This is a genomic window from Methylocystis parvus OBBP (assembly GCF_027571405.1).
Taxonomy (GTDB): domain Bacteria; phylum Pseudomonadota; class Alphaproteobacteria; order Rhizobiales; family Beijerinckiaceae; genus Methylocystis; species Methylocystis parva.
In genome coordinates this window covers 2,152,652-2,178,939 of sequence record NZ_CP092968.1, presented here as the reverse complement: position 1 = coordinate 2,178,939, position 26,288 = coordinate 2,152,652, and the positions used below count along the sequence as shown (strand labels likewise).

The window sequence follows — 26,288 nt, the reverse complement described above, 5'->3', positions numbered from 1 at the left end:
CGCAAAGGATCTCCAAGCCTGTCGAGTCGACTTTCTGCTATCCCCACAATTGAGCAGTCATTCGGCCGGTTCAGCGCGAGGCGCCGGTTCCGTGCGCTCGACCGCCTGCCAGAAAAGCGGGCGCAGCTTGACGATGAAATCCCAGGCCATGAGAAGCGCTCCCAATGCAAACAGAACATCCCCCGGCAGTCGGAGCCATTGCCACAGCAATGTCTGGGAATAGAACGCGTTGCTGCGAGCATAGGCGAAGCCGTGTTCGAATGCCGCATCCAGCTGAGACCATCCAATCGGAAAGAAATTCAGGGCGATCCACAACACCAGGCCGGCGTTATAGAGCCAGAAAGCGATCAAGCCGATCTTTTCGTTGAACGGGCTCCTGTCCGCGGCGGCGTAGCGCAGACAGAAATAGATGAGGCCGATCGCCAGCAGACCGAAGGCGCCGAACAACGCCGTGTGCGCGTGGTTGAGCGTCAGGAACGTTCCATGTTCATAGTAATTGATGAGCGGCGCGTTGAGCGTGCCGCCTCCGAACACGCCGGCTCCGACAAAATTCCAGAAAGCCGCGCCAATGACGTATGTGTATGCAAGCCTATATTTGAATTCGTGATGCGCCTTGATGAGAAGATACTGGTTCATCGCTTCGATGATCAGGAGCACCAGAGGCAGCACCTCGATGAAGGAGAACATGCTGCCCATCGGCACCCACATGCTGGGACCGCCGACCCAATAAAGATGGTGCCCGGTGCCGATAACGCCGCCAAGAAAAATCAGGATCAGCTCAAAATACACCGCCCGTTCCGCCAGCATACGCGACACCAGACCCACGGCCATCAGAAGATAAGCGCTCATGCAGGAGGCGAAGAACTCGAAAGACTGCTCCACCCAGAGATGGACGACCCACCAGCGCCAGAAATCGGTGAGGGTGAAGGACTTTTCGATGCCGGTGAGCGGTATCATGCCGAAGGCGTAAAGCACGGCCACGTTGATCGTCGAAGCCCAGATCAGATGCTCGAGCCTTATGCGGCCTGACCAAAATTCCCCTGCGGCGCGCCACCAAAGAGGCCCGCTCGGCCAAAGCGCGCGCATGACGAGCAGGCTCCACAATAGCAGGCCTGCAAAGAAGCCGATCTGCCAGAAGCGTCCGAGCTCGATATATGAAAGCCCCTGATTGCCGAACCAGAACCAGTAGCGGTCGATCGAACCCATGATGCCGTAATAATTGCCGATAAGCGCGCCGGCGATGATGAGCAGCGTCGCCCAGAATAGCGTGTCGACAAGGAAAGGTTGTCCTTTCGCTTCATGGCCGCCCGCCATTGCGGGAGCGAGAAAGAGTGCGGCGCCGATCCAGGAAAGGCCAATCCACAGGATGGGGGCCTGGATATGAACGGCGCGCAGGAAATTGAACGGGAATACGTCATTAACGGCGATCCCGTAGAAGCTGGTCCGATCATAATAGGAATGCGCCATGATCGTTCCCGCCGCGATCTGAACGAGAAGCAGCAGCGCCACCATGACAAAGTATTTTCCGATCCGTCTTTGGCTTCGCGTAAGCGGCCGGAATTCCGACAGGACAGGATCTATCTGGCCTTCGTCGAGCTTGTTGAGGAAGAACTCGTAGATGAACAGCACCGCGCCGAAGGCGAAGAAGGTGAAGCAGAAACTGATCCAGGTCCACCGGAACGTGTTGAGGGTCGGCGTATTGCCGACCAAGGGCTCAAAGGGCCAGTTCTCGGTCCAGGACCAGCTGACGCCCGGCCGGCGCGCCACCGTGGTGATGGCTGAGAACACCAGAAAATCCGCCGTTTGTCGCGCGCCTTCCGGGTCGAGGCTGTAGGCGGGCGTCCATCCGGCGGATGGGTTTGCCGTTCTAAGCGAGTTTGCAACCTCGTCCCGCACTGCGAGGAAGGCGTTCGCCACAGAGTCGGGCAGCGCTGCTTCTGACTTCGTCAGATCAATTCCCTGCATCGCGCGCTGCATGGCGGCCGTTACGGCGGCTTGCTGATCCTCCCCGAGTTGCTCGAACTCCCTGCCAAGGCTGGCCATGGCTATGTCGTAGCGAGTTGACTTGGCGAGGCTGACGAGGATTGAGGCGGTGTAATCTTCGCCATAATAGGATCCCATCCCGTAAAGGCTGCCGTAATCCATCAGATCGGCCTTCTGGAATCCGGCTTTTCCGGCGGCGATGTCCGCCGCGGTCATCAGCACTGTTCCATCGGCGGCGACAAATCGGTCGGGCTGCGGCGGCGACGCCTGATATGTGGCCGACGTCGCCCAACCCATAAGACCAAAGGTCCCAATGGCGACGGCGAGCAGCACCCATTTCAGGATGTTGCTGACGGGATCCTCGCTCGGCCTGTCGAAGCGTTTTGCGGCTGACGCCATGTCAACGTCTCTCCCTTACGTTCGATTGGCGAATGCGGGAAGCAAGTTCGATCGTCCCGAAGGCTATCGTTCTTTGGCTGATTTCGCCTCTCGGAAGGCGGTCGCCGGAGCGGCGGGCCTACACGGCCTTGCTCTCGAAACAATAATGCGTGTACAGCTTTGCACAAGATATGGGTATAGCCAACCTCCGGTTGGCAAAGCGCCTTCCGTCCCAATGCGCAACTGGGTCGGCGGCCGAAAACAGAAAAATGCGAAAGAGTCGAAAGCACTGCACGAGGCTCGCGCGGAGGCGTTCGAGGGGCGATGTATCAAGCGAAACGCTCGGGTCCTGAGGCTTCGGACTGGCTCGAGGACTCTCTCAACTTCGCGAGAAGCGATGTGGGCGTTTGCTCCTGGCCGAAGGGGGCCCTGTTCCGCTCGATGGTTACTGCGAGCGCCGACACGCCAATGACGCTTGGTTGAGCTTGTTGGGATAGAACGCATTCATCGCAGCTTGCTCTTCCGGCGAGTCAGAGGCGCCGTTTAGCTAGGCTCTCGCGTCGCGAAAAATTTCCCAATTTTACTTTCGGCGCAGCGCCTCCAGCGCTAACGCAGCTTTAGCCATATCTCCACCCGCGCCGCTATCGATCAATTGCGATGGTATTTTGCCGCATCTGCCCCACTCGGCGTCCAAAAAATCCTGGCCGAAAGCCGTTGGTACGGCAAATTGATAAGGGGGCGGGCGTTCCTGATCCGACGCGTGAGCCAATTCGCCTAAGCTGGTTGGATCACACAAGGCGTTTCCAACGACTTTCGCCAAAATTCTGAGCTTAGCGTCTTCGCCATGTGTGGCCTGATCCCCCAGGGCTACGCGAAACGAACGCAGCATAAGTAAGCCAGCCAGATAATACTGATGATACATCAAGGCTCGCGACGCGCGGTCCATCTCGACGTCAATCGTTCCATCCGCATTGATTTGACTAACGCCAAGCCTCCATACGTTCGTCGCATAGAGTCTGCTTGCCTTGTCTCCAGTTAGAATGGCGTCAGACGCCGCATTCACTCCTGACCATATATATAGATTTGAGTAGGGTTTGCGCGTGGAAAAGTCCGCCACGGCTTTTTGCGCGAGAGTATGCAGCCATCGCGTGATTGGTTCATCGATTGAGTAGCCTGCGACTTTGAGCTTTAATGCGATGACGTTTAGCGCGACCGAAAATCGGGCGCGTTGACGGACGCCCGGGAAGTTTTCCGGTTGTGTCAGCATGGCGTCTGATAGAGCCCAGGAATGCAAATTCTGTAGCGCACAACTGATGAGCTCGGACGATGGCGCATCGGCGTCAATGATTTGCTCAAGGTGATAAACGAACATCTGAACGGGCCGATAAGCCTTGGCGTCCGCCTGCTGTCTTTCCGCATCTACGATCGACGCATGTTTATCGAGATAGTAGTCGACGCCTTGTACACGGTCTACCGGCGGATCAAGGACGCAAGCGCTTGCCTCTCGGTCCATTAAAAAGCTTGCAGTCGCGGCCAGAATAATCATTCGAGACAGAAAAAATAGTCCTGTCCCTGCTTGCCGCGATTTGGAAGAAGCCGCTCCAAGACACATCACATCAGACCTCCCGGGAAGGCCATGCTCAGGCGGGAGCCCCTCATTTCTGAGGGGCTCTTTTTATGGAGAGAGGCAAGTAACCGCCTATTACGTCAGCGTCGCACCCGCTCGAAGAATTTGCTCGGGGCTGCCGCAGCGCTTTTCGTCTTTTTGTGCAGCATGCTGGCATAGAAACTATGCCCCGCCGCCGACAATACCTCATCCGCGAAAAGCACGGCGTCGAGAGTTGCGCCGTCCCTTTCATCGTCGAAATTCCCGAAGAGGTCTCTCAGAGCGACGAAGTACAAAAGTCCTCCAAGCTGCCTGACCTCCGCGGTCGGAAAGAGAGATTTGAACGTGGGCAAAATCGAAGCGGAGTCGATGGCCTCACTCGGGTCCATCGCCATCCACCGTTCAACGGAATGCGGTTCGATGTCGACGGGGAGTCTTCCCCCATCAGGACGAACAAGTAAATGTTTGGGAAGCGCACGGCGAGCCTGACGGATGGCGCTCAGCTCGGGGCCGCTCCATTGATGGCGGTTTGGACCGATATATCCGTTGACGTAAACGACGCCTTCGTCGCTCAGCACGTCACTGCTCCAACGCAGCGCTGCTTTGACGTCCTTCCGGCGGTGGAGTGAGTTGTTCCAATAGACAAGTTCGTATTTTTCGCGCGAGTTCAGAAAATCTTCGACCTTGTTAAAAAAGCGCACTCGGCTGGACAGGTCGCGCCTCTCGACTTCCATTCGAACGCGTTGGACGCGAATATCGGAGACTTCGTAGATATCAAAATGCTCCACGATGTTTCGCTCTAAAAGCGTCAGTTCCTTCTCTCCAGACCCGCATTCGATCGAAACGCCGCGCGCGAATGGACGATCCGAATTCGCAGACTTAAGCCGAACGATGTCGCCCTCCGTGATGCCGTTCAAGCCCACGCCGCAAATCATCTTGTTCACGTGGCGTTTAACCTGGGGAATATTCCACCATTCCTTACGAGGCGCTTTGCCGAGCGAGGAGGGGACCGCCGCCATGCTTTTGGTCTTAGCTTCCATGGTCATTTTCCTAGCCTTCTCTTGTTGTCACTCTAGGCTCAACTTCTATTGTTTCCGCCAGACGAACACTCGATTGGAATTCAGCGTCTCGAACACGTCTGGCGGTAAACCGGCGGCGATGCATTCTTCCGACGAAATCAACGACGAAAGATCAACCATCCCGTCGGTCATTTCCGCCTTTTTCAGGAACTCCAGGAAATCAATGTCGCCGAAGTAACGCATGTGATCTTCCTGTCCGAAGGCCGCGAGGCGTTCCGCGCTGGTCAACTCGGAGCTCAGGTCTTCAACCGTAATAGCGTTTGATTTGATTGGGACGGAGAAAAGGTGATATCCACCGTGGATGATCGCGCGATTTAGACCCCGCAAAACAGTCGTAACCTCACAAGGGACATGCTCGAGAACGTGATTGTGCATGATCACATCGTAGTAACCTGGCGGCAGGTTGTTCAAATCCGAGCACAGGTCCAGAGGCATCACCGGTTTACCCCACTTCGCGAACAGAGCTGGGTCGTAATCCGCCGCGTGATAGCCTCCCTCAAACAGGCGACTTTTGGAGCACAGCATAAAGGGCTCCGGCGCAAGGTTCAGAACGCGAACGCCAGGTCTTGCTAAATTCAATCTGGTGAGCGCCATCCACGCCAATCGCCCGCGTTCGAAGGCGCCGCATTTGGCGCACATGGCGTTTTCTCTGCCATTGTAACTTCGGAATTCATCCGAGTTACAGATGGGACAAATTGAACGAGGAGACATCATAGGTCTTTCTGCGTTTAGTTTGTATCGCTGGCAAGCAGCAGCACAGGTTCGTCAAGCGTCGCAAAGCGAGTCTTTCCTGCCTCGATCCCCGTGGAAAGCGCGTTGAGATATGCGCTTCCCAGCGCCAAACTTGGTTCGAGGATTGCCCCTTCGCCCCATTCGTTCCAGGCGTTAACGAAAAGCACGGGAGCGGGGATGAGCCCGCTTGCATAGTTCTCGAGCGTTCGGAGCACAGCTTCTTCAACCCAGGAAGCGAAGAGCTCGGGCTTGCTCCCGACCAGAATGTGGGCCTTGTTTGGTCGGCGCGCGGAATTGTCCCAGTCGGGCGTGACGCCGAGCGCCATTTTAGGCATATCCTTCGCATGTTTCAGGGCGGTATCGATCACGGCTTCATAAGGTTCGAAATAATCGCCTCTGCTTTGATCGAATACATTCATCTGATCGGCGTTCAGCAATGCTCGAACTCCCGGAGTTCGAGGCATGCGGTGCGGGGGAAACTGAACGACGAAGTCAAGCCATTCCGACATTTCCGGCTTGTAACCATGGCTGAATACAGCGCCAACGCTCACTTCCTCGTTGGCCGCCTTTTTAATTGCTTCGCGCAATTTGGAGATAAAATCGCGCGACGCCGGAACCTCCTCGATCTGATATACGAGGAAAACGGGTCGGCCTTTTATGCGGAAGTACCGTTCGTCGGCTATTGCCCGGGTCAGATCTTGGACCAAGCCGTCAAAGGCGACGCTGTCATATGATTGTTCGAGCAGCACCTTGTCGCTCCGCCCGTCCCAGGCCTTGGTCCAGGGCTCGTTAGCCCAGCAATAGAGGAACGAGATATCTATTTCCGGATGAGCGAGAAACTGTTCTAACGGCCTCTCTAATATACGTTGCGAACCAAAACGGTAATAATAGAAACAGAACGCGTCGATCCCCGCAACGCGCGCTAAATTCGCCTGCTCGTCCATCACTTCGGGGCACCGCAAATCATAGAACCCTAAAGCCCCGGGCAGTTTGGGCTGAAAATGGCCGGGAAAGAGCGGGCGTGCGCGTGCGACGTTGGTCCACTCCGTAAACCCGTCGCCCCAGTTTGCGTCATTAAAGCGAATCGGGTGGAACTGTGGTAAATAGAAGGCGATTGTGCTCAGGTCGGTATGGGCGATCACTTGCGACTCCTAGAGATCATGGATCAGAGCAGCAATTTGACGTGCGCGGGCGTCGAATGAATGCTCCGCGAGTATCTGTGCGCTCATCTTCTTGCGTGCCTCCAACGAGGGCGCCCAATCGGGCAGTCCAGAGATCAGTTCGTTTAGCGTTCGAGCGTCCGCACAGGTTCTGACGTGTCCGTCGAAGAGCTTGCCGATCCCCTCTACTTCGTCGCTGATGACGACTCCGCCCGCAGCGATAGCGTCGAATATTCTGTTTGAGATGATGCCCGCGCGCGCCATCGTCGGCCAGTGATCGTTCAGGACGGCCGCTGCGGATCGGTAATAACCTGCAACTTCTTGATTAGGCACATACGAGCCTCGGATGAATCTACGAGGAACGTAGTATTCCCAGTCGCCGCCATAAATATCGAGCGGCGCGCCGCTCTGTACTGCGTCGAGCACGATGCGCCGCGGATATTTGCGAGAATTCCCAATAAATAACAGCCGATCCTGCAGCGTCATCCGCGGCAGTTCATCTTTGAAATTGAAACGCTGTGAATCAGTCGCTTGAGGAAGCACAACGCTGGATACGCCAAAGCGTTTGTAAAGATGATCCGACAAAATCTGCGAACTCGAGATCACAAGATCGACGGCCTCAAGCTCTTCGCTACGAATTTTGTCAGGATGACTAATGATCCAGATCACATTCAGAGCGTTTGGAACGGGCGCAATATCCACGATGCCGCGAATATGAAGAGCGACGTCAATGCCAGTGACTGGTCCACTCCAAGCGGGACGGAGGCGCACTGTCGCCGTTTGGCCGTTTGCCTGGAATGCAGTCGCTAGCGAGTTTGCGAAGTGCCAATCACCCCAATGCTTCGTTGTGTGATCGTCCGGAGCAGGGCAGCGGATATCGATGCGCAATCCACCAGTGCGCTTCGGCGTCGAGACGACGCGAAGTTTTGATGGCTTGGAAAGAACAATCCCTCCCTCGATCTTTACCTGCCGCATCGGCTTAACGAGTTTGAACAGTACGGAGTCCAGCGACGGCGCGATGCCGACGGGCAGAATGGATGCGCGTTGATGTTTCTCCCGTTCCCTAAGATAGGAGCGATCATTTAGAAGATCGATTTCTTGGGGAGTTCCGCGAAGGATGCAATCCGTTCTCAAAACAACCGATCGGGCGTTCTCAGTAAGCGACCGGGTGACGAGATCGAGCAAGCCCAGCCTGATTGCGTAATCAGTGTCAAATCCCCCCAGACGGTCGAAATGCTCCCGTGAAACGGAAACGGGAAAATCTCTGGAGCCAATCGAGAAAATTTTTTCGCGAAGTTTTGGCAGCTTCTGTTCCGACCCGACATCGAGAATATCAGCGCCGTCGCGGCTAACTGTGAAATAACCTGGCAATATTGCGCCTGCTTGATCCAATACCAATGGAAATTCCAGCGGCGCGGGATCGTTTGAATTCATAAGAGATTCGATTGCCGCGGAATCATATTGAATATGACCGTTCCATAGTAGAAATCGATCGCTCAAAGTCAGCCGGCGCGCCAGCATCGTCGCCGGAAAAAAGTGAAAACTGCGCCAGAGGTGAATCACGCGCATTCCGTTAATCCGCCGGGACATTGCGGCGAGTTGGCGGGTTGCGTTGTCGGACAATCCGTTCGCCACGATGATAAGCTCGTGACGACCGCACCTCATGTGACGAACGGCAGTCCAGATCGTGCGCAGGAAAACTGATTCTTCAGACCTGTGTACTGGCCATATGAGCGAGAATGTTGGCTTTCGTTTTCTGGCGATTCCCGTCACATGTGGAGCGAGGTTTACCTGCCGCAAACAGAGACGGAAGAAATCGCCTTGTAGTTCATCGGTGGTTATTCGCCCAAGCCTGTCGTCATCGAGGTAATTGCAACCGATCACGGGGACGTAGGACGATGGCCCAACCTCAAGGCAGGAGCGACGAATGAAATCCCAGTCCACGCACCGAAGAAGCGTTTCATCAAAACGGACGCCCTCGTCGATAATTCTGCGATGATGAACGAAAACGTTCATATCAATGTAGTTCTCACGATCCATCGATTCGCCGTCGTAAGGAGCCCCCCGATGTCGAACGATCCCGTTCGCGGCGAAAATCCTGAGCGCCGCATGTGCAACCGGCAGGTTTTTGGAGACCATTGTGCCGATCAAAGTCGTCAAATATGTTTTTTCCCAAGTGTTGTCGCTGTCCAAATATGCGATGTATTGGCCCTTTGCCGCCTGAAGGCCTACGTTTCGAGCCGCGGAGACGCCGCTTGGCTTTATGGAAATAACTTGAACGCGGTCGTCGCCTGATCCTGCCGCGACAACAGCGGTTCCGTCTGAAGATCCATCATCTACGACAATCAGTTCGAGATTTTTGTACGTTTGCGCCAGTACGGAATTTATCGCTCGGGAAATGACGCCGACTCGGTTGCGCGCAGGCATGATGACCGAGACAAGGGGCCGCGGCTCGCAGATTTCCGCAACCTCCAAACGAACCCTCTCGGCCCCCACGTCATCGAACATTTCATACATTCGGGTGATCGGCTCGTTTAATCTAAGCGCCTGCGCCTGATCCGGATCGTCATTCGCGAGTTCGGCCTCGTATCGGTCAATCTCAGACATGACGAGTCCGCGAGTCGGTCTCTCGAGGTTCTCGAAATGAAACACTGATGCGACGCCAGCGGGGAGCGGGCGTTGATCATCCTCTTCGCACTCAAGTAGGCCTACCAGGTCCGAATGTCGGACGCGTTTCGAGACGATTAGCGCGGGATGCGGTTCAACAGGAGCCAATAATTTGCCGTTCAAGAATGAACGCATGTCGGCCACCCCGCCGGGCGCGTTGGCGGCGAACCACCCGCTGTCAAACCGAGCACATGCGCGCCGAGACGGTTCGGCGTGGCATCTTAGAAGAAAGTGGTAGGCCAGTCCGGAGCGCGCTAGAACAACGTCGTTGTTTTTCTCCTTGTAATTCCGCGTGTCAAAAAAGCGGGATGGCTGATAATTCAGGCGCTCTCCAATATAAAGGTAGTGCGCGAATGGCCCTAAGAAATCGGAATCGATTCCGTAAGCGCGCCGATACCAAATTGGATTGAAGAGAACATTTGGACTACGCTCGTTAAGCTCCCCCTCGGCGAAGTAATCGGCAAAGGCGCTTCCGCAGATTAGTTTCGGGCTTTCGACTTGGGAAAGATAATTCGAACGGTCGAACAGCACCGTCGCGAACTCTTTCGCATTTGGGTTGCCGGAGAAATACCGAATGTAGTCGGAACGCTTCCAGCTCGAGGGGAACATTGGGTGCGGCGTGATCTCCGCGCAGGCGTCGTCGTTCAGATAGGTTTCCAGGGGGGAGACCGTTTCGCTCGTTCGCTCCGTGGCCTCTTCGACGAGTTCCTGGAGGAACAGCCAATTTGGCTCTCGGCCGAAATTCCAGCCCCCTTCAACATAGTCGACCCAAGGATTCCAATGGTCAGGCAACGAATATTTATGCTTGTACCATGCAGTCGAAAACATGGGGTGCGGGTCGGCCTCGATAAAGGCGTGATGTTTGAGAAAGTGCGCAAACGGATCGTTGTCCTCCGGTTTCGCATTATGTCGCAGAGCAAGGCTTCGACGAAAGGCGGAGTTTGAAAATAGGGGATGGGGATCATGATCGGCGGCTGCGCCAATTGAAAGGTAATGTTCAACAGGATCTTCGGCGACTTTGGGATCAGCGCCATATTTTGAAAGATAAAAATCGACATCGAAGTGACGCTCCACCAGGGTCACCCGCGACGTTCTGAACGTGGGCGACTCGGATCGGCTTAGGAAAGTCATGCTCGACCGATAAAATTCATCAATTTCGGAGTATTTTTGATCATCTCCGTCTCGCGCGATTTGATGCGCGATTTTCCGGTATACCGGAAGCCTGTTGGCGAGAAGGTCAGAGCTCAACTCGAGGCCAAAAAATTCAATCCATTCGAGCAAAGTGCGCGTAACGACGAAGCCGGATGGAATACGGAATTCGCACAGGCCCGCGTTTCCCGAAATCCCTAAGCCGGAAGACCAGCCCACGCGGCACGAAAAGTTGGCTATCCCCGAAGCGTCCCCTTTTCTCAGAGCCAACAACCGTGAGAGGGCCTTGCCGATATCAGCTACGCTCGGCCGGAGAGAAAACGCATAAATCCAAGGTCTATCTACGGCGGCTGCGACGTCCGGGCGGTTGGCGAGTTCGCAAGTCTGCTCGATTATCCTTGCGTCGTCGATCCACATCGAAACTACGCACGCGCCCGAGTCATTTGATTTGGGCACGACCCATCCCGACGTGACAGTGCGGCCGACAGATTCCAGGGCGCCGAAAAACGGGGTGCCGGGGGTGTCGATAGTCGCCGAGTCTACGAAGCGAACGCTAAAATAGTCGCGCCATTCACGGCGCGTCCGCGATCGAGACGGGAGCACAGCGAGATTCCAAACAAAGCCCTCACAGCGCGCTTCGACGACGAGGTCGCTTACCCGATCTGGATCGACCGCCAACAGCTCTTCAATATGTTTCAAGTCAGCAAATGACCACGCGAGATGAAATCCATGGGGCCCCACAGATAGAAGGTGCATCTCGACGTCGTCGCGCTGGATGAACGGACTTCCTGTCGCGAGCGTTAGCGCATCGAGCCTGACAACGACGTCGATAGAACTCGGGTCCTTTCCGGGAAAGGCAACCCAGCCGGCTGCGCTCATGGGCTCCAGTTGCTCCAGGCAACCGGTGGGTGATGAAAATCCAGCAGAAAGAGGGCCGTCAGCGTCGTTTTGCGGAGCGGTCTCATGGGATGAACAGAGAGACGTGGCGGGAACTGCTTGCGAGCTTTCGCCGTTGCGTTCGTCAATTTGTTCGGTTCCCACCATTCACCCCTCTAGAACGCGATTTTCTTTCAAAGCCACCTTCCGTCGAAGGGAGCGAAGGCATCGCGCGTCACGGTTAGGTTCGTCGTTCGGGCAAGCGCCACCGCCCAAGCCAAGCAGGCGCGCTCACTTGAGCGAATCTTTGGTCGCGATTGGCTAACTGATTGCAGCGCTGCACATAGATTATGAGGTCGCCTGTTCGCGCCGCGTCCCGCGCGATCACCGGCTCGTAATATCCCAAATCTTCGTCGACGAGTAAATAGTTAGTGGCGTCGGCGCAGCGAAAATATGGGGGATAATATACACTTAACACGAGCCCGTTTCCAAATTCCGCGCTTCGGTAAACGAGCGCCGCCACGTCGTTGGGGGTGACGAGAATCTCCGGCCGGCTGTGAGGGAGCGGGAGCGTTCCAACGCCATCCAACGTGAAGCTCGTTTTGAAATCGCTGGCTCGCGTCGAGGTCCATTGCCCTTCGCCGTCACGGTGAATGAGACGATACTGAGGAACTCCGTCAGCGTCGGCCCAGTAACTCGTCGCAATCGGCGCGCCGTTAGGTCGGATTGCAGCTGAACATTGATTCATTAGAGTTCGCCATGGCCCCACCGCCACGCAGCGATCGACGGTGACGGGACTCAATGGAAGCGCCAGCGCGCGTCCGTCACCCGTCTCGAGTCCACTGAAATCAGGATTGATAGACGCATAATCAATCCCGACGTTAACGACAGGATTTCCTCCCGCGGCGTCGGGGGGCAGTCTCCAGACAATGAAGAGATGCCAGCGCCCGTCCGGACCCCGAACCGGCGTGTTCAAATAGGGTCCGGCGCTCCAGCCCGCCGTGCATCGCCCGGCTATAATCGGCTGTTCTTCAACCTGCCACTCTGTCGTATTGGCCCCGGCATGGGCGAGAAACAAATCGGCGGAAGCGGCTGTTCCGCTGCGAACAATCATTCGGCTCCCGTCGAGAAAAAACGGATAAGTGTAACGCGCCTCGCGTCCGAATGTCTCTATGGGGCAAAATCCGTCCATGAAGTCCGGCTGGCGCGCGGCGCAGAACAAGACGCTGCCTGAATGAGCGCCAAACGCCAGTTGCAGTTTCCCCAGCGAATCTCTGCCGAGTGAAATTGCTTGATGCGCATCGAAAGGCAACCGAGGGGATTCGATAATTGCCGACTGCGAAGCGGCGCGGCCCGAATGAACTCGATGAACAGCGATGCGTCCTTCGGCGTCGTAGAAGGCCGTAATATATTTCCCCTCGCCCTCGGGGATTATAGATGCGCCGCGGTAGGGCACCGCATTCGCGGTATTGCCCGCCCAAGCCTCTCCCAATCGCCATGATTCAACCGGACGTAGAGGCGTTATTTGGACCGAGCCGGACATGGATTTATTCTAGCCGCGTTAGAAGCAATGACGCCGACGTCCTTTCAAGCCCGCCCCACGCTGACATATGTGAAGCCGCGCTTGCGCAGGTCGGCGGGGCGGTAGACGTTGCGCAGATCGACGATGATGGGCTGTTTGAGGAGGTTCTTCACGCGGTCGAGATCGAGCGCGCGGAAGGCGTCCCATTCCGTCACGATGGCGAGCGCGTCGGCGCCCTCGATCGCCGAATAGGCGTCGTCGTGGAAGGTCGCTTCCGGCATGAGCGGCCGGGCCTGCTCCATGCTCTCCGGGTCATGGGCGTGCACCTGCGCCCCGTCGCCGGCGAGCGACGCCACGATGGCGAGCGAGGGGGCGTCGCGCATGTCGTCGGTGTTCGGCTTGAAGGCGAGGCCGAGCAGCGCGATCTTCTTGCCGCGCACCGAGCCGCCCAGCGCCACGATGATCTTGCGCGCCATCGCCCGCTTGCGGGCGTCGTTCACCGCCACGACCGTCTCGACGATGCGCAGGCTCGCGCCCTCGTCCTGGCCGGTCTTGATCAGCGCGAGCGTATCCTTGGGGAAGCAGGAGCCGCCATAGCCCGGGCCGGCGTGCAGGAACTTGGCGCCGATGCGCTTGTCGAGGCCGATGCCGCGCGCGACCTCCTGCACGTCGGCGCCGACTTTCTCGCACAGATCGGCGATCTCGTTGATGAAGGTGATCTTGGTCGCGAGGAAGGCGTTGGCGGCGTATTTGGTGAGCTCGGAGGTGCGGCGGCCGACAAAGACCAGCGGCGGGGCGTTGAGCGACAGCGGACGGTAGATCTCCTCCATCACGTCGCGGGCGCGCGGATCCTCGACGCCGATGACGACGCGGTCGGGACGCTTGAAATCCTCGATCGCCGCGCCCTCGCGCAGGAATTCGGGATTTGAGACGACGGCGAAATCGGCCTTGGGGTTCGTCTCGCGAATGATGCGCTCGACCTCGTCGCCGGTGCCGACGGGCACGGTGGATTTGTTGACGATGACGGTGAACGTCTCGCCGAGGGCCTCGGCGATGGTTTTCGCGGCGGCGTAGACATAGGACAGATCGGCATGGCCGTCGCCGCGCCGCGAGGGCGTGCCGACGCCGATGAAGACGGCGTCGGCGCCTTTCACGGCGGGTCCGAGATCGGTGGTGAAGGACAGCCGGTTCTGGCGGACATTATTGGCGACGAGCTCGTCGAGGCCCGGCTCGTAGATCGGAATCTCGCCGCGCTTCAGGCGCTCGATCTTGGACGCGTCGGCGTCGACGCAGATCACCTCGTGACCAAAATCCGCAAAGCACGCGCCAGATACAAGGCCAACATAGCCAGAGCCGATCATCGTGATGTTCATTGCAGCCCGCTTTTAGGGAGATTCAGCACATGAAATTCAAGAATTCATTCTTGAATTTCATGACCTTAGCCGGATCGAGACTGCTAACGCAAGAGGCAAAAAACTGAATTACGAACGCAGGCGGCCAGCGCGCGCCTCAACTGTGGCGAGCGGGGCGTCACTTCCCGCCAAACCCTGGCGGCGCGTGCTCCCAGGGATAACCCTTCGACGCTTTCTCGAAGGCGTAATGGTAAAGCGCGCGCATGAACGTCTGGTCGAACTCTTCGGGATGCGGCGCCTGGAAGTCTTCGCCGACATAAGCCATGTTGAAAGAGGCGCCGGCGCGTTGCGTGACGAGATACATGCGATAGAGGTCGCTCACGCCATTATAGTTGATCATCGTCGAGACGGCCTTCTCGGCGATGGGCAGCGTGACGTCCTCGACGTCGCTCCAGGACGTCGTCAGGCGGGAGTTGCGGATGACATAAGCCACCGACGCCTTGCGCCTGTAGCCCGAGCGCTCCAAAGCCGCATGCGTATTGACGCTCGGGGGCACGAGAAAGGCCTGGCTGACCGCGCCGCCGTCGACATGCATTTCTCGATAGGCCTTGCCGCCGGCGTCCACATCGAAGAAGACGGGCGGGAAGGCCGCGGGGATCGAGGCGGAAGCAAGCAGGATGTGTCGAATGAGATCGGGCGCGCGCGGATCGCCGCTTGCGGCGAGGGCGCCGATGTTCCAGATCACTGGCCGGCCGGCGTCGAGGTCCGTGGTCTGGATCAGCAGCAGCCGGCCCTTTCGATATTCCTCGGCGATGCGCAGGAGCATCGACTCGTCGAGATAATGCGCGATGGTGTCGTAGAGCGGCGCGCTGTCGGAGAGCGCATTCTGCGCCAGCGCCGCGTAAGGCGTGAAGCGCTTTTCATAGACCTTGGACGGGTTGATATTGGTGTAGACGTCGGTGAGGGCGGCGTCATATTCCGGTCCCAGAAACGCAAAAGGCGCGATCAGCGCGCCGGTGCTCACGCCCGTGACGAGCTTGAATCTCGGACGGCCGCCATGCTTCGTCCAGCCGGAGAGCAGTCCCGCGCCGAAGGCGCCGTTGTCGCCGCCGCCGGAGAGCGACAGGACATAGGCTGTGGGCAGGACGCCGCCTTTCGGCACGCCAAGGGCCCTCGCCTCGCGCTCGAGCGAAAGCTCCTGTTCGGCGGACATCATCGCAGGTTGATCGACAAAAAAGCGGCCATTCGGCAGGCCGAGAATGCTTGTATGCTTGCGCTCCGAAACGGGGACGGCCTCGCGGGGATTGAACGTCGAACAGGCCGAAAGCGAGATAAGGGCGACGACGCATCCGAGCGTGCAAAATCGCTTCACGAAATTGGATACGGACGCACGCATCGAAATCTCTCTCGTTTACGCGGGCCACGGCGCGCCGATTTCTCGCGCCACCGTGACGATACGCTCCTGCTCCAGGGCAGGCGCTGTCATTATCGCTCGCATGCTCGGGGACGAGCCACAAGCGCGCGGCGAACCGCTGTCACGCCGAATGAGAAATTTTTTCGTCCTGTGGCTTCTACGCCACGCAAATGACGACGGCGACGGCTAAAGCGCCGTCGCCGTCCCAAGGTCGATCGAGGCCCCGCTACTCGCTGGTCTTGTTGTCGCGCGCCGCTTCGGTAAGGCGCTTTTCGTCCTCGGCGGTGAGCTTCGGTCTGTCGATCGTCAGGGTGATCTTCTCGATCTTGCCGTTGAAGGCGAAAGGCGGCTGATAATCTGCGTCGTTCACGCCGGTCAACGTGTCGGAGCCGATATCGAGCGCCTCGTCCCATTGAAGGATCAGGGGCAGCGTCCGCTCCATTTTCTGCTCGGCGACGACCTTGCCGTCGACCTTCAGGACGCCCGTTCCGCCTTGGCCGATTCCGGAGAGACTGTTGAATGCGAGCGTGCCGACGCCGAGGCCGTCATATTTGAAGTCGAACTCCAGCGCGTGTCTGCCGGGCGGAACCGGATCCCGCCCTTCCCACCGGATGCGTTTCAGATCGACGAGATTCCAGGTGAAGACCGGCTTGCCTTTGAGCAGATAGAAGCCGTAGCCGGCGAAGCGGCCGCCTTGAGTGACGAGCATGCCGTCGCCGCCCGCGTCCGGAACGTCTATCTCCGCCTTGAAATTATAAGAGGCGTCGAGGATGGAGGGCGCGTCGCCGTTCGGCGTGCCGGTCAATGGCGCCGTCCAGGCGAAAACGCTGCGTCCCGCCGTTATCGACGGCCGTGGGGTCACAAGACGCGTAGCGACTGTGGCGTCGAGCGGAAGCACCTGGTATTTCTTCGCCTCCGCCCAGAAAACTTTCTCGAGCTCCTTCACTTTCGCAGGATACTTGTCCGCGACGTTTTCCGACTGCGTCCAGTCGTTCCTTACGTCGTAGAGCTCCCAGGGATAGGCTGAAGGGTCCTCGCTGACCTTCCCCATCACGTCCCAGGGCGGGCGCATGACCTTCGTGCTGGCGATCCAGCCCTCGCGATAGATGGCGTGATCGCCTAACATTTCGAAATATTGCGTCTTGTGCCGGGACGGCGCGTCGGCGTTCGCCTTGTCGAATGTGTATGTCAGGCTGACGCCCTCGATCGGACTCTGCTTGACGCCGTCGACCACCTTCGGCTCGGCGATATGCGCCGCCTCCAGAATGGTCGGCGCGATGTCGATCATATGGTGGAATTGATTGCGGACGCCGCCCTTGTCCGTGACGACCTTGGGCCAGGAGATCGCCATGCCCTGGCGGACGCCGCCGAAATGCGAGGCGATCTGCTTGGTCCAGGAAAAGGGCGTGTCAAAGGCCCATGCCCAGCCGACAGCCATATGCGGGTAGGTCTGGTCGGTGCCCCATTTGTCGTAGAAAAATTTGAGCTGGTCTTCGACCGGCGCCTGCACGCCGTTGAACATGGCGACCTCGTTCGGCGTGCCGTGAATCTGGCCCTCCGAACTCGTTCCATTGTCGCCGTTGATGTAGATGATCAGCGTGTTGTCGAGCTTGCCCATATCCTCGACCGCCTGGATCACGCGGCCGATCTCATGGTCGGTATAGGCCGCATAGGCGGCGAAAATTTCGGCCTGCTTGATGTAGAGCTTCTTCTCGTCCGCGGAGAGCTCGTCCCAGTTCTTCAGAAGATCATGCGGCCAGGGCGTCAATTTCGCATTTTGCGGGATGACGCCGAGCTTCTTCTGATTCTCGTAGATCTGGTCGCGCAGCGCATTCCATCCCTTATCGAAGAGATGCAGGTCGCCGATCTTCTTCACCCATTCCGGCGTCGGATGATGCGGCGCATGCGTGCCGCCAGGCACGTAATAGAGGAAGAAAGGCTGCTCCGGCGCGAGCGCGTTGATGCGGTTGAGATAGGCGATGGCGTCGTCGGCCATGGCCGTCGTCAGATTCCAACCCGGCTTGCCCAGGAAGGGGTAGATCTGCGTCGTATTGCGGAAGAGGTTCGGTTGCCATTGATTGGCGTCCCCGCCGAGGAAGCCATAGAAATATTCAAAGCCCATGCCGATCGGCCATTGATCGAAAGGACCGTCCTGGCTCGCCTCGAAGGCGGGCGTATTGTGATCCTTGCCGAACCACGAGGTTCGGTAGCCATTGTCTTTCAAAATACGGCCGATGGTCGCCTTGTTGTCGGGAATGACGCTGTTATAGCCGGGATAGCCCGTCGCCTGTTCTGAGACGACTCCGAACCCGACAGAGTGATGATTGCGGCCGGTGATCAGCGCCGCGCGGGTCGGCGAGCAAAGCGCCGTCGAATTGAAATTGGTGTAGCGCAGGCCGTTATTCGCGATGCGGTCGAGCGAGGGCGTCGGGATCACCCCGCCAAAAGCGCTCGGCACGCCGAAGCCCGAATCGTCGGTCATGATCAGCAATACGTTTGGGGCGCCTTTCGGCGGCTCGATGCGCGGCGGCCAGAAAGGCGTCGACTGCGCCGCGTTCTTTTCGATCTTGCCGCCGAATTTGAACGGCGGGGAGGGAAGCTGGTCGCCTTTGATCGTGACGGTGGCGTCGGGTGCGCCCGGCACGCCTCGGATTTGCTGCGCGAGAGCCGGCGACGCCCCTGCCAACATTGCTGAGAAATAGAGGATCGAGCGCAAAAATCGCATTTCCGCCTTCCTGTCTTGTAGTAGTTGCAGGAAATTTGCGGCTGTAACTGCCAGGCGTCAATCAATACTTGCGTAGAGAAGTAAAACTGACGTCCGCGGACCTGAAACTGACATTGCGCGACGCATGATTGGCCGCGCTGTTATATGTGAAACAAAAAGCCCGGCGCGAACGCCGGGCTCGATTGACGCTTTGCGAATCCGGCGCGTTTGCGCCGCGCAGAGATCAGTATTTCGCGACGACCGGAGCGGCCGCGCCCCAGTTGAAGTGATAATTCACGCCGGCGCGGACGATGTGGAAATTGGGATGACGGTTGTAGCCCCAGTTCCAGCCCCAGGCGCCGGTCGAGCCGCTGCCCGAGAGGTCGGTATAGAGATATTCGACCTTGGCCGACCAATTCGGCATGAACAGCCATTCGGCGCCGCCGCCGACGGTCCAGCCGGTGCGGGTGTTGCTGTAGCCGTTGGCGTTGGCCGAGAGGCCGCCATAGGCGAAGCCGCCCGTGGCGTAGGCGAGCAGGGTCGGCGTGATCAGGTAGCCGGCGCGGCCGCGCACGGTGCCGATCCAGCTCAGGGAGACGCCGTTATTGCCGCCCGAGGTCAGCGGAACCCAGGTGCTGCCGACCGGGCCGAGGAAGGCGCCGCCGCCCGGATAGACCGCGTAATTGTTCGAGCCGCCCGAGTTCATGCTGGAGCCCTGGAAGTCCGTCTCCAGACCGACCAGGAAGGCGCCCATCTGATAATTGTAGCCGATCTGGCCGCCGCCCACGACGCCGCCGGCGGTGTTGCCGCCCGAGGAGTTGCCGGGGAGGAAGGCGATCGCGCCGGTGACGTTGTTGGCGTAGGGCGCGAGGCTGTTCGGGTTGACGCTATTGGCGCTCCAGCCGCCGCCAATGTTCACGCCGGCGTAGAAGCCGGTCCAGGTGATCAACGGGGGCGGCGGGACATAGACCGGAGCCTCCTTGCGGGACGGCAAGTCGGCCGCGAAAGCGGAGCCGGCGGCGAACGAGGCCGCGGCGATCAAAGCGAGTTTCTTCATCTTACTTCCTTACGCATGTTTTCGGAGGGATCGTTTGGGGTCCGAAAGCGCTTAACGCCTCTAGGTAGCACTCATTAATTGAGACCAACCGATAGGTGTCGCCACGAATCTGACGATTCGCGCCAATCGCCGCGCTTGCGGCGCGAAAGTTCGACGGCGTATCCTTTTTGCAACAGACGCTCTTCGGGCCATGCGCGCCGGCGGATCAAAGGCTGCGACGCCAGCGCGCCGGGGTCATGCCGGCGAATTGCTTGAAAGCGCGGATGAAGGCGGTGGGATCGGAATAGCCCAGCGCTCCGGCGATGTCCGACAGGCTTTTCCCCGCTCGCAGCATGCGCTGCGCGATTTCGAAGCGAATGGCCTGCGCCAGTTCGGAAAAGGTCGCGTCTTCATCGGCGAGGCGCCGGGAGAGCGTACGGACGCTGATTCCGAGCGTCGCCGCCGTGCGGTCCGGCGTCAGCGGGCCGTTCAGCAGCTGCGTCCGCAATATGTCGCAGACCTTTTCCTTGAAGCTCGCGCCATTTTCCTCGAGCGCCTGCGCAAGAAGCGGCGACAGGATGTCGTGAAGCTGGGGGTCGCGTCCCTGCACCTCGTGGTCGAGCCACGCCTCCTCGAAGATGACACAGGCGACGTCGGTTTCGAAGCGGACCGGCGCATTGAAAAACTGGACGAACAGCGCCGTGTTTTTGGGCCGCTCGCGCGTGAGGCGAACTTCCGCGGCGCGCCATTGCGATCCGCAGAGTTCGCTCAGAATATTGAAAATGACGGCGATGGCGATGTCGTCGATCTGGTTCACCGCCGGGATGTCCGGCTCGACGACGATCCAGCGAAGCGCCGCATAGCCGCGCTCCAGAACGAGGCTCGCGCTGCCGCCCGTGTCGGAGAGCTTCAAGGAGCCGATCATCGTCTCGAGCGCCTGCCGGACCGAGGGCGCATTGGTCCCGACATAGCCGGCGAGGCCCAGAATGGCGGCGGATTGGCGCATGCCGACCCGCAAGCCGAAATCTTCATAGCCCGTGGCGAGGATGCATTGCTGGATGAGCCGGCCGGCGGCCCGATAGCTGAGAAGCTGCTCCGAATTGGCGAAGAGGCCCTTCTCCAGGCCGGCATTGGCGAGCGGCTCCGCGACGTCTACGCCCGCTTCAGCCAATAGCGCCGGAATCGCCGAAATATTCCGTACCTTTACGGTGCCTTGGACAGTAAGCCGCCCCGGAGTCGCGCGCGCGTCCATAATTTTCTCTCGGTCAAGAAGGAAAAGTCGCCCGCGGTCCTTCGCAACAGAGTCCGGCGGCAGCCGCCAGGTTGGGAAAGCCCGGCTTTTGGCCGGGCTCCATCGTTCAGCGGGCGTTCTTCTCCACCGCGTCCATCAGCTTCGCGTTGGGAAGCTTCTTGCAATAGCGGGCGATCTTCTGACTGTTGCGCTTCACATAGCGTGAATCGATGACGGTCAGGTTCTTCGCGGCCATGAAATAGCCGCGCATCCAGTTGGCGACGAAATCCTGCCGGTCGGCGTCGTAGCCCGAAAAGTCCTTGCAGGTGATGTCCGCCATTTCCAAAGTGGTCTGGGCGTTCGCCGGGACGGCGAGGGAGAGGGCGGCGAAGAGGCCGGCGAAAATCAGCTTACGGTTCATGTCTTTCCCCGATCTCTTACTTCTTCATATAAGCGCGCTCGAGGCCGGCGAAGACCGCCTCGTTCTTGTTCGACGCGCACCAGTCCAGCACGCTGGCGACGTTCTTCTGGAAGAGTTCGACATCGATGAAAGTGCGGCCGCTCTTCTGCGCGAAAAAACCGCTCATGAAAGCGGCGAAATCGCTTTGCAGATCGGCCGGCATGGCGAGCGCCTCGCCGCAGGTGATCTTGCTCATGTCGATCTTCAACGTCTGCGCCTGAGCCAGCGACGGCGCGAGGGCTCCCGCCAAAGCCACCGCAAATATCAGCTTCTTCATCAGCTCTCCTCCAGCAAAAACCTTTTGTTCCAGCGCGCGAGGAGTGTCCTTCGCCGCGCCGACGGACGGCCCGAGGCGTGCAACCTATGAGAGTAATTACGTGGTTTGTCCCCAGCCAACGCGAGTGGACCATGCCACATAATGTAAACAAGACCAAGCCTTGACGGAGTTTAGCAATTAAACTTTTGCGAGAATTTTGACTTAATATTGATTCTATGGCTACTTTTCGGTTCATCGTCGCTGGCGCGCCTTGTGCGCTGCGGCCGGTGGACGGGACAGTGACTCTGCCCTAGTTTAAGGATCGCGGTCCGACGGCCCGCTATCTCCTTCTCAAGAGCATCGCCATGGATTGGACGCGGCTTCGCGCTATTCCCCGTCTTGCGTGGATTACCTTTGGCCTCCTCGTTCTGGGCGGGGCCGCCCTCTTTCGGACGGGCGTCAGCGCGCAGGACGAAACGCCTGCCGCGCCGCCGCCGCCCGCCGTCACCGTCGCGCATCCGCTCGCCGAGATCGTGCCGCGCTGGGACGAGTATACGGGCCGTTTCGTACCCGTTCAGCGGGTCGAGGTGCGCCCCCGCGTGTCGGGCGCCGTCGAGAAGATTCACTTCACGGACGGCCAGATCGTGAAGGCGGGCGATCTGCTCTTCACCATCGATCAGCGCCCCTATCAGATCGCGGTCGACAGCGCCCGGGCCGAGGTCGTGCGCATGCAGGCCCAGACGGCGATGCTCTCCAAGGACGCGGCGCGCGGCGAATCGCTCGTCGGCGGCGGCACGATTACGAGGCGCGACATGGATCAGCGCCGTGGGGGCTCCGATTCGGCGCGCGCCCAGTTGCTCGGCGCCGAGGCGTCGCTGCGCAACGCCGAACTCAATCTGGAATGGACGCAGGTGCGCGCGCCGATTTCGGGCCGCGTCTCGGATCGCCGCATCGACGTCGGAAATCTCGTTCAGGGGGGCGTGACGCTGCTGACGACGATCGTCTCGCTCGACCCCATCCATTTCGAATTCGACGTTTCGGAGTCCGATTTCCTGCATTATGCGCGCAGCGGCGCGGCCCGCCACAAGTCCGATAAGACGCCCGCTTTCGTGCGCCTCGCGGACGAAATAGACTGGAAGCGCATGGGAAGCGTCGACTTTCTCGACAATCAGCTGAATGCGCGCTCGGGCACGATTCGAGCCCGCGCGATCCTCGAGAACAAGGATTTCTTTCTCACGCCCGGCGCCTTCGGCCGCGTTCGGATCAATGGCGGCGACCTCGCCGCCTTGCTGATTCCCGACGCTGCGATCGCTTCGGATCAAACGAATAAAATCGTCATGATCGTGACCCCCGACCACAAGGTCGCGGCGAAGCCAGTGGCGCTCGGGCCTCTCCACAAGGGGTTGCGCGTCGTGCTGTCGGGGCTCGACGCGAAGGATCTCGTCATCACCGCAGGCCTCGCCAATCCGATGGTGCGGCCCGGCGCGACGGTCGCGCCGACCGAAAGCGTCATCGCCCCTCTGGCCAATTAGACGGAAGTCGCATGCGCTTTCCGCATTTCTTCATCGAGCGGCCGATCTTTGCCGCCGTTCTCTCGGTGCTGCTGACCATCGCCGGGCTCATCGCGCAGCGAACGCTGCCCGTGTCAGAATATCCCGACATCGCGCCGCCGACGGTGATGATCACCGCCACCTATCCCGGCGCCTCGGCGGAAGTCATCGCCCAGACCGTCGCCTCGCCCATCGAGCAGGAGGTGAACGGCGTCGACGACATGCTCTACATCGCGTCGCAATCGACGGGCGACGGGCTCCTGACGATCAACGTCGTCTTCAAGACCGGCGTGAATATCGATCTCGCGCAGGTGCTGGTGCAGAACCGCGTCGCCATCGCCGCGCCGCGCCTGCCGGAAGAGGTGCAGCGCTTCGGCGTCGTGGTGAAGAAGGCGTCGCCCGATCTGATGATGGTCGTGCATTTGCGCTCGCCCGACGGCTCCCGCAGCCAGCAATATATCTCCAATTACGCGACTCTCTACGTGCGCGACGAGCTCGCGCGACTCGACGGCGTGGGCGACGTGCGCGTCTTCGGCGCGCGCGATTATTCCATGCGCGTCTGGCTCGATCCCGACAAGGTCGCCGCGCGCGGCATGACCGCGGGCGAAGTGATCAATGCGTTGCGCGCCGCCAACCTTCAGGTTGCGGCGGGGTCCATCAACCAGCCGCCGGCGGCGTCTCCCGGAGCCTTTCAGCTTTCGGTGCGCACGCTCGGGCGTCTTTCCGATCCGCAGCAATTCGCCGACATTGTGCTGCGCGCGGATACGGACGGGCAGGTGCGCCTGCGCGACGTGGCGCGCGTCGAAATCGGCGCGCAGGACTACACCGTCAACGCCTATCTCGACCGCGATCCCGCGACGGCCATCGTCATTTTCCAGAAGCCCGGCTCCAACGCGCTCTCCACTTCCGCCGCCGTCGAGGCGGCGATGGTCGAGATGAAAAAGTCCTTCCCCGCCGGCCTTGATTATTCCATCGTCTACAACCCGACCGAATTCATTCAGCAGTCGGTCGACGAAGTCGTGCGCACGCTCGGCGAGGCGGTGGTGCTCGTCGTGCTGGTCGTCATCCTGTTCCTGCAGACATGGCGCGCGGCGATCATCCCCGTGGTGGCGATCCCCGTCTCGCTCATCGGCAGCTTCGCGGTGATGAAGCTGCTGGGGCTGACCTTCAACACGCTGTCGCTTTTCGGCCTCGTCCTCGCCATCGGCATCGTCGTCGACGACGCGATCGTCGTCGTGGAGAATGTCGAGCGCTACCTTGCGCAGGGCATGAGCCCGAAGGAGGCGGCGCACAAGACGATGGACGAAGTGGGCGGCGCGCTCATCGCGATCGCGCTGGTGCTGATCGCCGTCTTCATTCCCGTCGCCTATATCACCGGCCTGCAGGGAGCCTTCTATAAACAATTCGCCATCACCATCGCCTCGGCGACGCTGATTTCGGCCTTTGTCTCGCTCACCCTCTCGCCGGCGCTCGCCGCCATTCTGCTCAAGCCGCATGGCGCGCATGAGGAGGATCACGGCTTCGCAATCCTGCGTCATCCGCTGCGCGCCTTTTTCGATCGCTTCAACCATCTCTTCGAGTCTATGTCCGAGCGCTATGGCGCGCTGACCGCGCGGCTCGTGCGCATGGGACTGCTGTCGCTGATCGTTTACGGACTGCTCATCTGCGTCGCCGGCGAGCTTCTGCGCCGGACGCCGACGGGCCTCGTGCCGACGCTGGATCGCGGCTATCTCATCGCCGCCTTCCAGTTGCCGCCCGGCGCCGCCCTCGACCGTACGGACGCGGTGATGCGTCAGGCGACGAATATCATTCTGAGCCGGCCCGGCGTGCAGTCCAGCGTCGTCTTCACGGGTTTCGACGGCGCGACCTTCACCAACACCCCGAACGCCGGCGTCATCTTCGTAACGCTGAAGCCTTTCGCCGAGCGCCACAAAGCAGGGCTGACGGCCGTCGGCATCCGCGACGACATCCGAATGGCGCTGTCGCCGATCAAGGAAGCTTTCGTCTTCGTGCTGGAGCCGCCGGCCGTTCCGGGCATCGGCACCGGCGGCGGCCTCAAGGGCTATGTGCAGGATCGCGGCGGCATTGGGTTGCCGGCGCTCGAGGGCGCGACCTGGGGCCTCGCCGGACCCGCCATGCATATGCCGGGCGTGGCGCAGGCCTTCACGCTCTTCAACACGCGCACGCCGCAGATTTACGCGGATATCGACCGCACCAAGGCGGAGATGATCGGCGTGCCGATTTCGCGGGTCTTCGAGACCATGTCGGTCTATCTCGGCTCGGTCTTCGTCAACGACTTCAACATTCTCGGCCGCACCTACCGGGTCATGGCGCAGGCCGACAATCCGCATCGCCTCACCTTGCGCGACCTCTCCGAGCTCAAGACGCGCAGCGCGACGGGCGAAATGACGCCGCTCGGCGCCATCGCGACCTTCAAGGATACGACCGGCCCCTTCCGCGTGCCGCGCTACAATCTCTATCCTGCCGCCGAAGTGCAAATGGACCTCAAAAAGGGCGTCTCCTCGGGGCAGGGCATCGCCATGATCGAGTCGCTCGCAAAGCAGACGCTGCCGCAGGGCTTCGGCTTCGAATGGACGGAAATCGCCCTGCAGGAGAAGCTTGCCGGCAACACGGCGATGCTTGCTTTCGGCCTCGCGGTGGTCTTCGTCTTCCTGCTGCTCGCCGCGCTTTATGAGAGCGTGGTGCTGCCGCTCGCGGTCATTCTCATCGTGCCCATGTGCATCCTCGCAGCGATGAGCGGCGTCGCGTTCAAAGGGCTCGACCGGAATATCCTTGTCGAAATCGGCCTCGTCGTCCTCATCGGCCTCGCGGCGAAGAACGCCATCCTCATCGTGGAGTTCGCGCGGCAGGGCGAGGATGAGGGCAAGGACCGCTTTTCGGCCGCGATCGAGGCGGCCCGCACGCGCCTGCGCCCGATCCTCATGACGTCCCTCGCCTTCATTCTGGGCGTGCTGCCGCTCGCCGTTTCGCACGGCGCCGGCGCGGAAATGCGTCAATCGCTCGGCGTCGCCGTCTTCAGCGGAATGCTCGGCGTCACGATTTTCGGCCTGGCCTTCACGCCGATCTTCTACGTGCTGTCGCGCGCGCTCGCACGACGCTTCCATCGATAGAA

The 26,288-nt window shown here is 59.6% G+C and carries 16 protein-coding genes; 2 read left to right on the top strand and 14 right to left on the bottom strand.

Translation table 11 applies throughout. From position 1 onward, the window contains the following. Positions 1-57: 57 nt before the first annotated feature. The 14 genes from MMG94_RS10640 to MMG94_RS10575 all read right to left on the bottom strand — a co-directional run bounded on the left by MMG94_RS10640 (position 58) and on the right by MMG94_RS10575 (position 21,626). Entirely contained in the window at positions 58-2,382 is a 2,325-nt protein-coding gene (locus MMG94_RS10640) for a nitric-oxide reductase large subunit (RefSeq protein WP_154419831.1), read from the bottom strand. A gap of 559 nt (positions 2,383-2,941) precedes the next feature. Further along, complete coding sequence (locus MMG94_RS10635) at positions 2,942-3,973, bottom strand: alginate lyase family protein (RefSeq protein ID WP_081495752.1); 1,032 nt, start codon at positions 3,971-3,973, stop codon at positions 2,942-2,944. A 95-nt stretch (positions 3,974-4,068) separates the two neighbouring features. Then, positions 4,069-5,013: a methyltransferase domain-containing protein gene (locus tag MMG94_RS10630; RefSeq protein WP_016922066.1), complete on the bottom strand. Its 945-nt coding sequence runs from the start codon at positions 5,011-5,013 to the stop codon at positions 4,069-4,071. Between the two features lie 39 nt (positions 5,014-5,052). Next, positions 5,053-5,685 carry a class I SAM-dependent methyltransferase gene (locus tag MMG94_RS10625; RefSeq protein WP_154419835.1) on the bottom strand — a complete coding sequence of 211 codons (633 nt, stop codon included), beginning with the start codon at positions 5,683-5,685 and terminating at the stop codon, positions 5,053-5,055. A gap of 89 nt (positions 5,686-5,774) precedes the next feature. Then, positions 5,775-6,920, bottom strand: a complete 1,146-nt coding sequence (locus MMG94_RS10620) for a glycoside hydrolase family 99-like domain-containing protein (protein ID WP_081495753.1) — start codon at positions 6,918-6,920, stop codon at positions 5,775-5,777. Between the two features lie 9 nt (positions 6,921-6,929). Then, complete coding sequence (locus MMG94_RS10615; RefSeq protein ID WP_081495754.1) at positions 6,930-11,798, bottom strand: glycosyltransferase; 4,869 nt, start codon at positions 11,796-11,798, stop codon at positions 6,930-6,932. A 73-nt stretch (positions 11,799-11,871) separates the two neighbouring features. Continuing rightward, positions 11,872-13,173 (bottom strand): BNR-4 repeat-containing protein, encoded by a 1,302-nt coding sequence (locus tag MMG94_RS10610; RefSeq protein ID WP_081495755.1) that lies wholly within the window; start codon positions 13,171-13,173, stop codon positions 11,872-11,874. 44 nt (positions 13,174-13,217) lie between these two features. After that, the gene (locus MMG94_RS10605; RefSeq protein ID WP_154419845.1) at positions 13,218-14,525 is read right to left on the bottom strand and encodes a UDP-glucose dehydrogenase family protein; all 1,308 of its coding nucleotides are present in this window, start codon (positions 14,523-14,525) and stop codon (positions 13,218-13,220) included. Positions 14,526-14,682: 157 nt separating this feature from the next. Continuing rightward, positions 14,683-15,900, bottom strand: coding sequence for a patatin-like phospholipase family protein (locus MMG94_RS10600; protein ID WP_016921611.1), 1,218 nt, complete (start codon positions 15,898-15,900; stop codon positions 14,683-14,685). Between the two features lie 244 nt (positions 15,901-16,144). After that, entirely contained in the window at positions 16,145-18,643 is a 2,499-nt protein-coding gene (locus MMG94_RS10595) for an arylsulfatase (RefSeq protein WP_016921613.1), read from the bottom strand. A 223-nt stretch (positions 18,644-18,866) separates the two neighbouring features. Beyond that, positions 18,867-19,679 carry an outer membrane protein gene (locus MMG94_RS10590; RefSeq protein ID WP_016921614.1) on the bottom strand — a complete coding sequence of 271 codons (813 nt, stop codon included), beginning with the start codon at positions 19,677-19,679 and terminating at the stop codon, positions 18,867-18,869. A 205-nt stretch (positions 19,680-19,884) separates the two neighbouring features. Then, a complete protein-coding gene (locus tag MMG94_RS10585) occupies positions 19,885-20,910 on the bottom strand; it encodes an AraC family transcriptional regulator (RefSeq protein WP_026016500.1) in 1,026 nt (341 codons plus the stop codon). A gap of 106 nt (positions 20,911-21,016) precedes the next feature. Next, positions 21,017-21,310 carry an HdeA/HdeB family chaperone gene (locus tag MMG94_RS10580; protein WP_016921616.1) on the bottom strand — a complete coding sequence of 98 codons (294 nt, stop codon included), beginning with the start codon at positions 21,308-21,310 and terminating at the stop codon, positions 21,017-21,019. A 16-nt stretch (positions 21,311-21,326) separates the two neighbouring features. Continuing rightward, positions 21,327-21,626: an HdeA/HdeB family chaperone gene (locus MMG94_RS10575; RefSeq protein WP_016921617.1), complete on the bottom strand. Its 300-nt coding sequence runs from the start codon at positions 21,624-21,626 to the stop codon at positions 21,327-21,329. Between the two features lie 344 nt (positions 21,627-21,970). Between MMG94_RS10575 and MMG94_RS10570 the strand changes: the two genes are divergently transcribed. Together MMG94_RS10570 and MMG94_RS10565 are read left to right on the top strand one after the other, a co-directional pair. After that, positions 21,971-23,137, top strand: coding sequence for an efflux RND transporter periplasmic adaptor subunit (locus MMG94_RS10570; RefSeq protein WP_016921618.1), 1,167 nt, complete (start codon positions 21,971-21,973; stop codon positions 23,135-23,137). A gap of 11 nt (positions 23,138-23,148) precedes the next feature. Next, positions 23,149-26,286 (top strand): efflux RND transporter permease subunit, encoded by a 3,138-nt coding sequence (locus MMG94_RS10565; RefSeq protein WP_016921619.1) that lies wholly within the window; start codon positions 23,149-23,151, stop codon positions 26,284-26,286. Positions 26,287-26,288 lie beyond the last annotated feature (2 nt).

What these genes read in the sequence shown, in the direction of transcription:
- MMG94_RS10585 (WP_026016500.1), bottom strand. Translation starts at nt 20,910, where the DNA reads ATGGACGCGCGCGCGACTCCGGGGCGGCTTACTGTCCAAGGCACCGTA.
- MMG94_RS10580 (WP_016921616.1), bottom strand. Translation starts at nt 21,310, where the DNA reads ATGAACCGTAAGCTGATTTTCGCCGGCCTCTTCGCCGCCCTCTCCCTC.
- MMG94_RS10615 (WP_081495754.1), bottom strand. Translation starts at nt 11,798, where the DNA reads ATGGTGGGAACCGAACAAATTGACGAACGCAACGGCGAAAGCTCGCAA.
- MMG94_RS10590 (WP_016921614.1), bottom strand. Translation starts at nt 19,679, where the DNA reads ATGAAGAAACTCGCTTTGATCGCCGCGGCCTCGTTCGCCGCCGGCTCC.
- MMG94_RS10625 (WP_154419835.1), bottom strand. Translation starts at nt 5,685, where the DNA reads ATGTGCGCCAAATGCGGCGCCTTCGAACGCGGGCGATTGGCGTGGATG.
- MMG94_RS10640 (WP_154419831.1), bottom strand. Translation starts at nt 2,382, where the DNA reads ATGGCGTCAGCCGCAAAACGCTTCGACAGGCCGAGCGAGGATCCCGTC.
- MMG94_RS10630 (WP_016922066.1), bottom strand. Translation starts at nt 5,013, where the DNA reads ATGACCATGGAAGCTAAGACCAAAAGCATGGCGGCGGTCCCCTCCTCG.
- MMG94_RS10575 (WP_016921617.1), bottom strand. Translation starts at nt 21,626, where the DNA reads ATGAAGAAGCTGATATTTGCGGTGGCTTTGGCGGGAGCCCTCGCGCCG.
- MMG94_RS10605 (WP_154419845.1), bottom strand. Translation starts at nt 14,525, where the DNA reads ATGAACATCACGATGATCGGCTCTGGCTATGTTGGCCTTGTATCTGGC.
- MMG94_RS10595 (WP_016921613.1), bottom strand. Translation starts at nt 18,643, where the DNA reads ATGCGATTTTTGCGCTCGATCCTCTATTTCTCAGCAATGTTGGCAGGG.
- MMG94_RS10600 (WP_016921611.1), bottom strand. Translation starts at nt 15,900, where the DNA reads ATGCGTGCGTCCGTATCCAATTTCGTGAAGCGATTTTGCACGCTCGGA.
- MMG94_RS10610 (WP_081495755.1), bottom strand. Translation starts at nt 13,173, where the DNA reads ATGTCCGGCTCGGTCCAAATAACGCCTCTACGTCCGGTTGAATCATGG.
- MMG94_RS10570 (WP_016921618.1), top strand. Translation starts at nt 21,971, where the DNA reads ATGGATTGGACGCGGCTTCGCGCTATTCCCCGTCTTGCGTGGATTACC.
- MMG94_RS10635 (WP_081495752.1), bottom strand. Translation starts at nt 3,973, where the DNA reads ATGTGTCTTGGAGCGGCTTCTTCCAAATCGCGGCAAGCAGGGACAGGA.
- MMG94_RS10565 (WP_016921619.1), top strand. Translation starts at nt 23,149, where the DNA reads ATGCGCTTTCCGCATTTCTTCATCGAGCGGCCGATCTTTGCCGCCGTT.